Raw genomic sequence first — 14029 nt, forward strand, 5'->3', positions numbered from 1 at the left:
GGACTTCTCCGCGTTTCCCGGTGGAGCCGCGGCACGCGAATCACCCGCTTGGCCGAGAGCACACCCGCCCTTCCACGGCCCCGCCCGCCACCGGGACGAGCCCGCCCTGCATCCGGTCGCACTCACCCTCGAGCGCGGCGAGATCGTCGCCCTGGTCGGCGAGACGGCGCCGGCACGCCCCGGCAGGACGGCCCCGTCCGAACCCGCCCGCCGCGCAAGGACACCCGGCAGGAGGGGCCCTGGCCCGGCCCGCGCGTGCCCCGGGGCCGGCCCTGGGCGCGGCAGCCGCCGAGGCCGCCGCCGGGGCCACCCGGGCGGCGGCCCAGCCCCTGGGCGCGGACGCACGGGGCTGGGCCGCCGGGTCGTCCGGGCGCCCTTCCAGGAGCCCCCCGCGCCACCGGGGACCGCTGCGGCGCGATCCGGCCGGCGGCGGGCGTGCGGCGCGGACGGACGGGCCGGCGAGGGCGGCGGTGGCGGTGGCGGTGGCCGCGTACGAGGAGTTCACCGGCCCACGGGGCGGGCGGCGCTGAACCGGCGGCCGATCCGGGTAGGCTCCCCTGCTGCCGTCGGCCGAGGGGGAGGCAATGAGCGGGACACGGGGGCCACAGCCGCTGCGCGAGGGCGACCCGCGCGAGGTCGCGGGTTACACGCTGCGGGCCAGGATCGGCGAGGGCGGGATGGGCACCGTCTTCCTCACCCGGGAGCGGGAGGGGCGGCGGCCCGTCGCCCTCAAGCTGATCCGTCGCGAGCACGCGCAGAACGAGCGGTTCCGCCGCCGCTTCGCCCGCGAGGTCCAGGTGGCCCGAACCGTGCAGGGCCCCCATCTGGTACCGGTCGTCGACCACGACGCGCAGGCCGAACTGCCCTGGCTGGCCACCCGGTACGTACCGGGCGTGCCGCTCGACGAGGCGCTGCGGGACTTCGGCCCGCTGCCGGCGGCCGCCGCCCTGCGCCTGACCGCCGGCGCCGCCCACGCGCTGGCCGCGGTGCACACGGCGGGGCTGGTCCACCGGGACGTGAAACCGGCCAACGTGCTGCTGGCCGCCGAGGGACCGTGGCTGATGGACCTCGGGATCGCCCGCGACACCGACGGGACCTCGGCGCTGACCACGGTGGGGCGGATGGTCGGCACCCCGCGCTACATGTCGCCCGAACACGCCCTGGGCCGCGACCTGACGTCCGCCTCGGACGTCTTCACCCTCGGACTGGTGGCCGCGGAGGCCGTCACGGGACGCCACCCGTACGGCGAGGGCGGCGGTCTCGTCGTCGCCACCCGCATCGCGGGCACCGAGTACGACCCGCCCGACCTGAGCGCCCTGCCCGCGCCGCTGCGCGAGCTGGTCGCGGCGGCTCTGGCCCCGCGGCCCACCGACCGCCCCACGGCGGCGGAGGCGGCGGCCGTCTGCGACGCCCTCGCCTCCGAGGCGCCCGGCCGGGGCTGGCTGCCCCGCCCCCTGGCATCCGCCGTCTCCGCCCTCGCCCGCAGGGCCGACCCCCGGACCTTTCCCTGGCTCCGCCTCCGCCCCTGACCGCCCGCCCTCACCGGCGCGAGGGGCGGCAGGCCCGCACCGGCACGCGGAAGCGGACGGAGGGGCGGGGCGGGGACGAATCCCCGCCCCGCCCCTCCGGTCATCCTCCGAGCGGGTCAGCCGGTCAGCCGGTCAGCTGTGCGCCCGCAGCAGCTGGCGCATCGTCCGCATCGCCACCGACAGGTTCGCCAGGTCGAACGTGTCGGACCCGTGGATCTCGTCGAGCGTGGTCCGCGCACGGCCCAGCAGCGCCGCGTTCCGCTGCTCCCAGTCCTTGAAGCGCTCCTCCGGCGTGGACGAGCCGTTGCCGCCCGACAGCACGTCCGCCGTCAGCGCGGCGTGGGCCGCGTACAGGTCCTCGCGGATGGAGGCGCGGGCCATCGACTGCCAGCGGTCGGCCCGCGGCAGCTCGATGATGCGGTCCATCAGCTGGGTGATGGACAGCCGGTCCGCGAGGTCGTAGTAGACCTCGGCCACCGCCAGCGGCTCCTGGCCGGTGCGGTCGGCGATCGCCACGATGTCGAGCGTCGGGAACGCGGACGAGAAGCCCGCGACCCGCAGCGCCAGGTCCTCCGGCACTCCGGCGGCAGTCAGTTCGTCGACGATCCCCTGGTACCACTCCAGGTCGGCGCCGCGCAGCATCTTCGGCAGCGAGGCCCAGACCTGCTCCACGCGCTCCGCGAAGAACTCGATCGTGTCGGCCAGCTCCAGCGGCTGCGGCCGGTTGCCGAGCAGCCAGCGGGTGCCGCGCTCGACGAGCCGCCGCGAGTGCAGCCGGACCCGGGTCTGGACGCCGGCGTCGACCGTGTTGTCCAGGTTCTCCACGGCGTCCCACACCGCGCTCAGACCGAAGATCTCGCGGGCCGCGGTCTGCGCCCGCACGATCTCCTCCAGCGAGGCCCCGGTCTCCTCGCGCAGCCGGTGCAGGAAGGTCGAGCCACCGGTGTTCACCGTGTCGTTGACCAGGACGGTCGTCACGATCTCCCGGCGCAGCGCATGCCCGTCGATCGCCTCGGGGAACTTCTCCCGCAGCGGCTTCGGGAAGTACGCGTGGAGCAGCCGGCGCAGGTACGGGTCGTCCGGCAGGTCCGTGCCGATCAGGTTCTGGGCCACGGTGATCTTGGTGTACGCCAGCAGCACCGCCAGCTCGGGCTGGCTCATCCCGCGCCCGCCGCCGAGCAGTTCGCGGACCTGCCGGTCGCTGGGCAGGAACTCCAGGTCCCGGTCGAGGAACCCGTCCCGCTCCAGGCGGCGCATGAAGCGCTGGTGGGCGTGGAGCAGGGACGGCGACTGGGCGACCGCGTTGGCGAGGGCCGTGTTCTGGGCGTAGTTGTTGCGCAGCACGAGCGAGCCGACCTCGTCGGTCATCTGCGCGAGGAGCTTGTTGCGCTGCTTGACGGTCATGTCGCCCTCGGCGACCAGTCCGTTGAGCAGGATCTTGATGTTGACCTCGTGGTCGGAGGTGTCCACACCGGCGCTGTTGTCGATCGCGTCGGTGTTGATCTTCCCGCCGATGCGGTCGAACTCGATGCGCCCGAGCTGGGTGCAGCCCAGGTTGCCGCCCTCGCCGACGACGCGGACCCGCAGGTCCTCGCCGTTGACGCGGATGGCGTCGTTCGCCTTGTCGCCGACGTCGGCGTGGGTCTCGGCGGCCGACTTCACATAGGTGCCGATGCCGCCGTTCCACAGCAGGTCGACCGGCGCCTTGAGGATGGTCTGCATCAGCTCGGCCGGGGTCATCTTGGTGACGCCGGCGTCGATGCCGAGGGCCGTGCGCATCGCGGAGCCGACCGGGATCGACTTGGCGCTGCGCGGGAAGACGCCGCCGCCCTGCGAGATCAGGCCGGTGTCGTACTCCGCCCACGAGGAGCGCGGCAGCTCGAACAGGCGCCTGCGCTCGGCGTACGAGGTCGCCGCCTCGGGGGTGGGGTCGACGAAGATGTGCCGGTGGTCGAAGGCCGCGACCAGTCGGATGTGCTCGCTGAGCAGCATGCCGTTGCCGAACACGTCACCGGACATGTCACCGACGCCGACGACCGTGAAGTCCTCGGTCTGGGTGTCGTGGCCCAGCTCGCGGAAGTGCCGCTTGACGGACTCCCACGCGCCGCGGGCGGTGATGCCCATGCCCTTGTGGTCGTATCCCGCGGAACCGCCCGAGGCGAAGGCGTCGCCGAGCCAGAAGTCGTAGGCGACCGCGACCTCGTTGGCGATGTCCGAGAAGGACGCGGTGCCCTTGTCGGCCGCGACGACGAGGTAGGTGTCGTCCTCGTCGTGGCGGACCACGCGCTCCGGCGGGACGACCTCGCCCGCGACCATGTTGTCGGTGATGTCGAGGAGCGCCGAGATGAAGATGCGGTAGCAGGCGATGCCCTCGGCGAGCCAGGCGTCGCGGTCGGCGGACGGGTCGGGGAGCTGCTTGGCGACGAAGCCGCCCTTGGCGCCGACCGGCACGATGACGGTGTTCTTGACCATCTGCGCCTTGACCAGGCCGAGGATCTCGGTGCGGAAGTCCTCGCGCCGGTCGGACCAGCGCAGGCCGCCGCGCGCGACCTTGCCGAAGCGCAGGTGCACGCCCTCGACCCGCGGCGAGTAGACCCAGATCTCGAAGGCGGGACGCGGGGCCGGCAGGTCGGGGATGGCCTGGGGGTCGAACTTCATCGACACGTAGCCGTGCAGACCGCCGTCCTGGGTGGTCTGGAAGAAGTTGGTGCGCAGCGTCGCCTTGATGACGGTGAGGAACGAGCGCAGGATGCGGTCCTCGTCGAGGGAGGCGACCTGGTCGAGCGCGCCGTCCAGCTCCTCCAGGAGGCCGTCGATCAGCTCGGTGCCGGCCCGCTGGCGGTCCGGCGACATCCGGGCCTCGAAGAGGGAGACGAGCAGCCGGGTGGTGTGGACGTTGTTGCGGAGGGTGTCCTCCATGTAGTCCTGGCTGAAAGTCGACCCCGCCTGGCGCAGGTACTTGGCGTAGGCGCGCAGCACCATGGCCTCGCGCCAGTCGAGTCCGGCGCCCAGGACCAGCGAGTTGAAGCCGTCGTTCTCGGCCTGCCCGGTCCACACGGCGGCGAAGGCGTCCTGGAAGCGCTCGCGCGCGTCGTCGGCGAGATAGTCGCCGTTGCCCCCGGTCAGCGGCATCCGCAGGCCGAAGTCGTAGATCCAGGCGTGGGTCCGGTCGGCGCAGCGCAGCTCGTAGGGGCGCTCGTCGACGACCTCGCAGCCCAGCCGCTGGAGCACCGGCAGCACGGCCGAGAGCGACACCTGCTCGCCGGTCCGGTAGATCTTGAAGCGCCGCTCGCCGGGCGCCGCGCCGACGGGCTCGTAGAGGGAGAGCTGGAACTCCTTGTCGGAGTGGGTCAGCTGCTCCAGGCGCACCAGGTCGGCCACGGCGGAACGCGGCGAGTGGTCGGCCTTGTACCCCTCGGTGAAGGCGTTCTGGTAGCGGCGCAGCAGTTCCGCGGCGCGCTCCTCGCCGAACTCCGCGTTCAGCGCCTCGCCGAAGCCGTCGGCCCAGGAACGGGCGGCCTCGACCAGACGGGCCTCGACGCGGTCGGCGTCGGCGTCGGTGAGGTCGGGCAGCTCGGTTCCGGCCGGGACCCGCACCACGAAGTGCAGGCGGGACAGAATCGATTCGGTGTTCCACGCGGTGAAGTCGACGCTGGTGCCGCCGAGCTCCTCCTTGAGGATGTCGATCATGCGCAGCCGCACCCCGGTGGTGTAGCGGTCCCGGGGCAGGTAGATCAGCGCGGAGTAGTAGCGGCCGTACTCGTCCTGCCGCAGGTACAGCCGGAGCCGGCGGCGCTCCTGGAGGTAGAGCACGCTGGTGACGATGGAGCGCAGCTGGTCGGCGGGCGTCTGGAACAGCTCGTCGCGCGGGTACGTCTCCAGGATCTGGAGCAGGTCGCGGCCGTCGTGGCTGTTGGGCGAGAAGCCCGCGCCCTGGAGGACCTCGGCGACCTTGCGGCGGATCACCGGCACCCGGCGCACCGACTCGGTGTAGGCAGCCGAGGAGAAGAGCCCGAGGAACCGGCGCTCCCCGATGACGTTGCCCTCGGTGTCGAACTTCTTGACGCCGATGTAGTCGAGGTAGCTCGGGCGGTGGACGGTCGCCCGGCTGTTGGCCTTGGTGAGCACGAGCAGCTTGTGCTCACGGGCCTTGGCGCGCGCGTCGGCGGGCAGCCGGCTGAAGGACGGGCTGACGGGGTGGTCCTCGTCGGTCGAGTGCTGCGGGTCCGAGCGCAGTATGCCGAGCCCGGTGCCCGCGACGGCCGCGAGCGCGTCGTTCTCGGTGAGCTCGTACTCGCGGTAGCCGAGGAAGGTGAAGTGGTCGGCGGCGAGCCAGCGCAGCAGCTCGCGGGCCTCCTCGACCTCCTGAGCGGGCAGGTCGTCCGCGGTCGGCTCGTCGGACAGGCCGTCGGCGATGCGCAGCGCGGCGTCGCGCATCTTCTCCCAGTCCTCGACGGCCTCGCGGACGTCGGACAGCACCCGCAGCAGGTCGGCGGTGATCTGCTTGAGGTCGGCGCGGTCGGTCTCCCGGTCGATCTCGACGTGGATCCAGGACTCGACGAGCGCGTCGTGCGGCAGCTTCTTGAGGCCGGTGCCCTCGGGCAGCACCTCGACGAGCCGGCCGGTGACGTCGCGGCGGACGACGACCTGGGGGTGGATCACGACGTGGATGCCGCGCCCCTGGCGGGAGAGCTCGTTGGTGACCGAGTCCACCAGGAACGGCATGTCGTCCGTGACCACCTCGACCACGGAGTGGCTGCACGTCCAGCCGTTCTCCTCGACGGTCGGCGTGTGGACCCGCACGTTCGCCGTGCCCTGCGGGCGGTTCTCGGCGAGCCGGTAGTGGGAGAGCGCCGCGCCGAAGACGTCGACCGGGTCGCGGTCCGTGAGGTCCTCGGGAGCGGTGTGCAGGTAGTAGCGCTGGAGGTACGTGAGCAGGAGGTCCCGGTCGGGGGACTTCCCCCCCTCGGCCCCGGTCGGAAGGTTCCCCCCGAGCGGGCTGTTCTCAGCTACCCGGGCGGCCCGTGCGAGCAGCTCGGCCTTGGCTTCGTCCAGCTTGGTCTGCATGTCCTCTGGCTCCTGTCGCGCGCCGTTGCGTGACGTAGGTGAAAGATGCTGCGACGCAACGCCACGACGCGGGGTGTCCGGTCGCTGTCGACGTTATGCCGCGGTGGGAGAGGTCCGGGCGCTTTCGAGCCGATTGAGGCGGAAGGGCCGGACCGGGAAGATGATCAGGCACCGCCCGGACGCCGTGGCTCTCCGGGCGCGTTCCCCCAGCCGTGGCTGGGCGGTGGCCGCCGGGGGCTTCGCTGCCCCCACGGCGTATCGCGCTGATCACGCCCCCAGGCTATCGCCCTTGACCCCCGGGTCGTCATGAGCCGTATGTGTACAAAAGAGGGGCTCGAAGTTTGACACTCTGGACAGCGACACAGGCCCTCATGGCAGACAACCACCGGGAGCAGCCATGACCACCAAGATCCTGATCGTCACCGGCGACGCCGCGGAGTCCCTCGAAGTGCTCTATCCCTACCAGCGACTGGTGGAGGAGGGCTACGAAGTGCACATCGCGGCTCCCAGCCGCAAGAAGCTGCAGTTCGTCGTGCACGACTTCGAGCCGGGCTTCGACACCTACACCGAGAAGCCGGGCTACACCTGGCCCGCCGACCTGGCCTTCTCCGAGGTCGACGCCGGGGATTACGCCGCCGTCGTCATCCCGGGCGGCCGCGCCCCCGAGTACCTCCGCAACGACGGCGAGCTGCGCAAGATCCTCAAGGCGTTCTTCGACGCGGACAAGCCGGTCGCCCAGATCTGCCACGGGCCGCTGCTGACCGCCGCGATCGGCGGACTGGAGGGCCGCAGGGTCACCGCATACCCGGCGCTGGAGCTCGACATGCAGGCGGCGGGGGCCACGTTCCAGGACGCGGAGGCCGTGGTCGACGGGACCCTGGTGTCCTCGCGCGCCTGGCCGGACCACTCGGCGTGGATGCGCGCCTTCCTGGAGGTCCTGCGGGAGACGGCCCCGCCGTCCTGATCCGCGGCTGCGGCGGCCGGCGGGGGCGGTCGGCGGGGGCGGTTCCCCGCCGGGCGCCGCCCCGGGCTCAGGACCGGACCCGCTCCCGGCTCAGGACGCCAGCCGCAGCGCTTCCCGCACCGCGTCGGCGAGGGTGTCGACGACCGGCACGCCGACCGCCTCCAGGCTGGCCCGGCTGTGCGAGCCGCCCGTGTAGAGAACCGCGTGGGCGCCGACGTGCGCCGCCGCCACCGCGTCGTCGACCGCGTCGCCGATCACGACCGTGCGCCGGGGGTCCGCGCCCTCCAGGGCGGCCAGGTGGCGCACCATGTGGGCGGCCTTGGACCCGCCGGACGGTCCGGTGCGCCCGTCGACCCTCAGGAAGCGGCTCGCTATGCCGTACCCGTGCACGACGGGGACCAGCTCGTCGTGCCCGTACATGCTCAGCAGCGACTGGCTGCGCCCGGCCAGCTGCCAGTCCCGCAGCAGGTCCTCCACCCCGTGGGTGAGGCCGCACTCGGCCCGGCGCTCGGTGTAGTAGCGGTGGAAGGCGGCGTCCATGACCTCCCACTCGGCCGCACTGGGCCTGCGGCCCATCAGGCGCTCGTAGAAGAGCGGGATCGGCACGCAGTAGAGCTCGCGGTAGCGCTCGAGCGTGATCGGCGCGACACCCACCTCGGCGAAGGCCGCGTTGCTGGCCCCGATGACCGCCGTGATGTCGTCGAGCAGTGTGCCGTTCCAGTCCCAGACCAGGTGGGCACCGTGATTCGCCGTCGTTCCCATGGCGTCACACGGTACCCGCCGGGTGCGACAGCGGGTCCGGCCGCCCGGGACGGGCAGGCCGGGGGCACACCCGGCCCGGCCGGCCCGGCCGACGACGCGGGGGTCCAGCCGGACAGCCGTCCGCGCGGCGGTGCGGGCGGGGCGGCCGCGCACGCGGCGGTGCGGGCCGCCGTCAGCCGACGATGTCGGGGATCTCCTGCACGCCGAACCAGAGCAGCTCGTGGTCCTCGGCTCCGTCGACGACGAACTGCGCGTCGTCGTCGCCGTGGTCGGCCGCACCCAGCGCGTCGACGGCCGCCGACACGTCCGCCACGGCGTCGTCGACGTCCGCGTGGACGGCCGCGGCCCGGGACAGCGGGACCGCGCGGGCGATCCGGACCTCACCGAGGGCACTCGCGTCGAGCACCTCGTCGGGGTCGGCCACCGCGTCCTGGTCCGGCACGTCGACGGCGACGACCACGCGGCGGCGCGGTGTGCCGGCGGCCCGGGCGAGCAGGCGCAGGGAAGCGGCCGCGGCGCGGTTCAGCGCCGCGTACTCCAGCTCCTCGATGTCGTCGGAGACGTACCACTCGCGCAGGCCGGGGGTCACCGCGTACGCGGTGAGCGGGCCGGGGCCCAGCTCGCCCGCCTTGTGCGCCTCTGCGAGACCGGGAAGGGTCAGGGGGACGTAGACGCGCATGAGGGCCGCTTTCGTAGTCGGAAATGCGCCCTCAGGATACGTGCGGCGTCCCCGATCGGAGGTGCCCGTCCCCGCTCCCGCGGCGTCAACCCCGCGCGATCGGCACCCTTCCCCCGCCGTGCCGTGCCATGGGCACACCCACCCTGATAGGTGACATCGCCCGACCGCTCCCCGGCCCTTCGCCGCACATTGCGGCCTCGCGCCGCACGCCATAGAAGTTCCCCGTCGAAGCTACTTCCCGGTATCCAGCCCGGGACCGGCACATCGGGGCGATGCGCATGGACAGGACCAGGCCCGCAGGACGACACGACCAGCGCCGGCCGGCGGCAGCCGCCGCGGCGGCGCTCACCCGGGCCCGCGGCAGGCAGCACAAACCGCACTACTGGTTCGCCGACCGTCTGCTGGCGGTCCTCAGCGGCCGGCGGCCCGTGCACTGGATGCTCGGCCACACCGTCGGAGAGGCGTACGAACAGCTCGTCCGCCTCGCCCCTGCGCCCCGCCGACCAGGCGACACCGGTGGTCCGCCACTGCGGCGAGTTCCACCCGGGGCCCGGAGTGATCGAGGCCTTCGCCCGCATCGGCTCGGGGGAACGCGTCGCCGCGATGGCCTTCCGCCTCGAACAGGGCCCCGATCACCGCTGGCGCTGCGCCGCCGTCGAACTGGGCGGCGAACGCAGCCCGGTCGCCTGACCGGCCCGCACCCCTCTTCCGTCGCCCGAGGCGAAGCCCGGGGGCGAGGGCCGCGACGGGGAGGGAGGGCCCCGAGCTCCGCGCGGCGGGCCGCCCGCCGGGCGGAACGGACCGTTCGGGGACCGGCCGGCTGCGGGCCGCGAGCGTTCCGCTGAGGCCCGAACAGGGACTTGAAGCGGGGCGCAAGCAGCCCGGCTCCGCACGCCAGGGCGCCATCACCCACCGGACGAAACCTCCACTTCGGGGGCCGGACCGGAAGGAGCTCCCCCGGGAGCCCGGACGCGAACCGGAAAGGCGCGACAAGCCCGGCTCCACGCGCCAGGGCGCCACCGCCCGCCGGACGGAACCTCCGGTTCGGGGGCCGGGCCGGAAGCGGCTCCCCCCGGGAGCCCGGACGCGGACCGGAACCAAGGCGCGACGATCCCTGCTCCGCACGGCCAGGACGCCACCGCCCACCGGACGGGACCTCCGGGACGCAACAGGACGCCCGAAGCACCGGCCCGGTAGCGGACCCGCAGCGGGACGCGAGGTGCCGCCACCGGGCCGGGGACAGAGCTCGGCGGCCGGTCGGCACGAGAGGCGCGCTTCCGGGCTGTGTGCGGGGTCTCGGGACGGTTCCGTTCCCTGCCTCGCACGGCGCAGGACGGCCGCGCCGGGGCCGCCGGAGGCGGCCCAACGGGGCGAGTGGCGCCGATGTCCGGCGGGAGGCGGGACGACGGGCACGAGCAGGGGGATCGTCGTCTCCTTCGGCGTCCGGCACAGCAGTCACCGCCCTCGCCGTCGGCCAGGAGCCCGACGAGCCCCCAGCGGCGCCCTGAACGCGCACACGCACCACAGGGAACGGCAGAAACCACGCGGACGGGGCCGGAGGCCGCCGACGGCCTCCGGGACGGACCGGGAGGGACACGGGCGTGCCCGGAGCCGCACAGGGGCCCTGGGGGCCCTCCCCGGCCCTGGAAGCGCCCCGTCCACGGCCCGCCGGCAAGAGCCGGCCGTGGCACCACCGCGCCCGGCCCGAGCGGCTCCGCACGGACGGCGCCTCACCGCGGCCGAGCGGCATGTCCGCGGCCCCGGTCCGCCGGGGCCCCTCGGAGCACCCCGCCCGTTCCGGGGCGCCCTCCCGCCGGAGCACGGCACAGGCGTACCCGCCGGCCCGTGCTCCGGCAGCGCTGCCGGGCCGCCCCTGCGCGGACACCGGCCCGCACCGCCCGCGGCGGCCGCCCCCGGCGCAGAGCTCCGCCCCGCGGCAACGGCGCGGGGCCGGACACACCTCGTGTGTCCGCCCCGCGCCTCGCCCGGCGGCCACGCGGTGCGCGGCCGGAGCGGCTACTTCTTGCGGCGGCGGCCGCCGCCCTTCGCCGCCTTGCGGCGCTCGGCACGCGTCATGCCGTCGGAGCCCGACGCGCCCTCGCCCCCGTCGTTGTCGAAGTCGCCCTCGACGACACCGCCCTCGCCGTCCACCGTCGGCGCGGAGAAGTGCAGCCGGTCGGGGCGCTGCGGCGCCTCCAGGCCCTTGGCGCGGATCTCGGGGCGCCCGGCGCCGGCCGGCACCGCGTCCTGCTTGGAGAGCGAGGTCTTCTCCGCCGCGTCCTGCACCGGGACCTCCTCGACCTGCTGCTCGACCTGGACCTCCAGGTTGAACAGGTAGCCGACGGACTCCTCCTTGATGCCCTCCATCATGGCGGTGAACATGTCGAAGCCCTCGCGCTGGTACTCGACCAGCGGGTCCTTCTGGGCCATCGCGCGCAGGCCGATGCCCTCCTGGAGGTAGTCCATCTCGTAGAGGTGCTCGCGCCACTTGCGGTCGAGGACCGACAGGACCACGCGGCGCTCCAGCTCGCGCATGATCTCCGAGCCGAGCTGCTTCTCGCGCTCCTCGTACTGCGCGTGGATGTCGTCCTTGATCGACTCGGCGATGAACTCCCCGGTGATGCCGGCACGGTCGCCGACCGCGTCCTCCAGGTCCTCGATGGTCGCCTTCACCGGGTAGAGCTGCTTGAAGGCACCCCAGAGCCGGTCCAGGTCCCACTCCTCGGCGAAGCCCTCGACGGTCTCCGCCTGGATGTACGCGTCGATGGTGTCGTCCATGAAGTGGACGACCTGCTCGTGCAGGTCCTCGCCCTCGAGCACCCGGCGGCGCTCGCCGTAGATGACCTCGCGCTGGCGGTTGAGCACCTCGTCGTACTTGAGGACGTTCTTGCGGGTCTCGAAGTTCTGCTGCTCGACCTGCGACTGCGCGGAGGCGATCGCGCGGGTGACCATCTTGTTCTCGATCGGAACGTCGTCGGGGACGTTCGCCATGGCCATCACGCGCTCGACCATCGCGGCCTTGAACAGGCGCATCAGGTCGTCGCCCAGCGACAGGTAGAAGCGGGACTCGCCGGGGTCGCCCTGACGGCCGCTGCGGCCTCGCAGCTGGTTGTCGATACGGCGGGACTCGTGGCGCTCGGTGCCCAGGACGTAGAGGCCGCCCAGGTCCTTGACCTCGTCGTGCTCCGCCTTCACGGCCGCCTCGGCACGCTCCAGCGCGCCCGGCAGGGCGGCCGCCCACTCCTCGACGTGCTCGACGGGGTCGAGCCCGCGCTGGCGCAGCTCCGCCTCGGCGAGGTCGTCCGGGTTGCCGCCGAGCTTGATGTCGGTGCCTCGGCCGGCCATGTTCGTGGCGACGGTGACCGCGCCGCGGCGGCCGGCCTGGGCGACGATCGTCGCCTCGCGCTCGTGGTTCTTCGCGTTCAGCACCTCGTGCTGGACGCCTCGCTTGTTGAGCTGCTGCGAGAGGTACTCGGACTTCTCGACCGAGGTCGTGCCGACCAGGATCGGCTGGCCCTTCTCGTGCTTCTCGGCGATGTCGTCGACGACGGCCGCGAACTTGGCGACCTCGGTCCGGTAGATCAGGTCGGACTGGTCGAGGCGGACCATCGGCTTGTTCGTCGGGATCGGCACGACGCCCAGCTTGTAGATCTGGTGGAACTCCGCGGCCTCGGTCATGGCCGTACCGGTCATGCCGGAGAGCTTGTCGTACAGGCGGAAGAAGTTCTGCAGGGTGATCGTGGCGAGGGTCTGGTTCTCGTCCTTGATGTCCACCCCTTCCTTCGCCTCGATCGCCTGGTGCATGCCCTCGTTGTAGCGGCGGCCGGCGAGGATACGGCCGGTGTGCTCGTCGACGATCATGACTTCGCCGTCCATGACGACGTAGTCCTTGTCCTTCTTGAACAGCTCCTTGGCCTTGATGGCGTTGTTCAGGTAGCCGACGAGCGGGGTGTTGACCGACTCGTAGAGGTTGTCGATGCCCAGCCAGTCCTCGACCTTGGCGACGCCGGCCTCGTGGATCGCGACCGTGCGCTTCTTCTCGTCGACCTCGTAGTCGCCGGTCTCCTCGATGCCCTTCAGCGGGTTGCCCGCCTCGCCCTTGGTGAGCCGGGTGACGAGCTTGGCGAAGTCTCCGTACCACTTGGTGGCCTGGTCGGCGGGGCCGGAGATGATCAGCGGCGTACGGGCCTCGTCGACGAGGATCGAGTCGACCTCGTCGACACAGGCGAAGTTGTGGCCGCGCTGGACGAGCTCGTCCTTGGACCACGCCATGTTGTCGCGGAGGTAGTCGAAGCCGAACTCGTTGTTCGTGCCGTAGGTGATGTCGCAGGCGTACTGCTCGCGGCGCTGCGCGGGCGACATGTTGGCGAGGATGCAGCCGACCTGGAGGCCCAGGAACTTGTGGACCCGGCCCATCATCTCGGAGTCGCGCTCGGCCAGGTAGTCGTTCACCGTGATCAGGTGCACGCCCTTGCCGGACAGCGCGTTCAGATAGGCGGGGAGGGTGCCGACGAGGGTCTTGCCCTCGCCGGTCTTCATCTCGGCGACGTACCCGAGGTGCAGGGCGGCGCCGCCCATGAGCTGGACGTCGTAGTGACGCTGGCCGAGGACGCGCTTGGCGGCCTCGCGGACGGTCGCGAACGCCTCGGGCATCAGGTCGTCGAGGCTCTCGCCGTCGGCGTAGCGCTGCTTGTACTCCTCGGTGAGCGCCCGCAACTCGGCGTCGGAGAGGTTGACGAAGTCCTCTTCGATGGAGTTGACCTGGTCCGCGATGCGGTGCAGTTTGCGCAGGATCTTGCCTTCGCCTGCACGCATGAGCTTGTTGAAGACGGACACTGAGGCTGGTCTCCTTGCCGGTCGGGCCTGGCACTGGGTCGTGTGACGGACACTGGCGCGGGCACGGCAGGTGGGCCCCACCGCATCGGCCATCGTAAGCGAGGACCCCGCCGGGTCGGGAGGTCCATGGCCACCCGGGCCGCACTGTCCGCCATCAGGAGAACGCACCAGGCGCTCGGAAGGTGCCGGGAA

At 72.6% G+C, this 14029-nt stretch carries 6 protein-coding genes and 1 pseudogene; 3 read left to right on the top strand and 4 right to left on the bottom strand.

Going from position 1 to position 14029, the window contains the following annotated elements:
- Positions 1-584 precede the first annotated feature (584 nt).
- Positions 585-1529: a serine/threonine-protein kinase gene (locus IAG43_RS11935; protein WP_187740729.1), complete on the top strand. Its 945-nt coding sequence runs from the start codon at positions 585-587 to the stop codon at positions 1527-1529.
- Positions 1530-1661: 132 nt separating this feature from the next.
- On the opposite strand, the gene IAG43_RS11940 is transcribed toward IAG43_RS11935, so the two are convergent.
- A complete protein-coding gene (locus IAG43_RS11940) occupies positions 1662-6596 on the bottom strand; it encodes an NAD-glutamate dehydrogenase (RefSeq protein ID WP_187740730.1) in 4935 nt (1644 codons plus the stop codon).
- Between the two features lie 397 nt (positions 6597-6993).
- On the opposite strand from IAG43_RS11940, the gene IAG43_RS11945 reads away from it, so the two are divergent.
- A complete protein-coding gene (locus IAG43_RS11945; protein WP_187740731.1) occupies positions 6994-7560 on the top strand; it encodes a DJ-1/PfpI family protein in 567 nt (188 codons plus the stop codon).
- A gap of 90 nt (positions 7561-7650) precedes the next feature.
- On the opposite strand, the gene IAG43_RS11950 is transcribed toward IAG43_RS11945, so the two are convergent.
- Both IAG43_RS11950 and IAG43_RS11955 read right to left on the bottom strand, forming a co-directional pair.
- Positions 7651-8322 carry an HAD family hydrolase gene (locus IAG43_RS11950; protein WP_187740732.1) on the bottom strand — a complete coding sequence of 224 codons (672 nt, stop codon included), beginning with the start codon at positions 8320-8322 and terminating at the stop codon, positions 7651-7653.
- Positions 8323-8494: 172 nt separating this feature from the next.
- Positions 8495-9001: a DUF6912 family protein gene (locus IAG43_RS11955; protein WP_187740733.1), complete on the bottom strand. Its 507-nt coding sequence runs from the start codon at positions 8999-9001 to the stop codon at positions 8495-8497.
- A 272-nt stretch (positions 9002-9273) separates the two neighbouring features.
- Here IAG43_RS11955 and IAG43_RS11960 point away from each other — a divergent pair.
- A pseudogene (locus tag IAG43_RS11960) lies at positions 9274-9691 on the top strand (Rv3235 family protein).
- Between the two features lie 1326 nt (positions 9692-11017).
- Here the strand turns inward: IAG43_RS11960 and secA are convergent.
- Positions 11018-13837 (bottom strand): preprotein translocase subunit SecA, encoded by a 2820-nt coding sequence (gene secA, locus IAG43_RS11965; protein ID WP_187740734.1) that lies wholly within the window; start codon positions 13835-13837, stop codon positions 11018-11020.
- Positions 13838-14029: the final 192 nt, after the last annotated feature.

The sequence above is a fragment of the Streptomyces genisteinicus genome, assembly GCF_014489615.1.
Classification (GTDB): domain Bacteria; phylum Actinomycetota; class Actinomycetes; order Streptomycetales; family Streptomycetaceae; genus Streptomyces; species Streptomyces genisteinicus.

Excerpts from the sequence above, each read along its gene's own strand:
- IAG43_RS11945 (WP_187740731.1), top strand. The coding sequence starts at position 6,994 with ATGACCACCAAGATCCTGATCGTCACCGGCGACGCCGCGGAGTCCCTC.
- IAG43_RS11935 (WP_187740729.1), top strand. The coding sequence starts at position 585 with ATGAGCGGGACACGGGGGCCACAGCCGCTGCGCGAGGGCGACCCGCGC.
- IAG43_RS11955 (WP_187740733.1), bottom strand. The coding sequence starts at position 9,001 with ATGCGCGTCTACGTCCCCCTGACCCTTCCCGGTCTCGCAGAGGCGCAC.
- IAG43_RS11950 (WP_187740732.1), bottom strand. The coding sequence starts at position 8,322 with ATGGGAACGACGGCGAATCACGGTGCCCACCTGGTCTGGGACTGGAAC.
- IAG43_RS11940 (WP_187740730.1), bottom strand. The coding sequence starts at position 6,596 with ATGCAGACCAAGCTGGACGAAGCCAAGGCCGAGCTGCTCGCACGGGCC.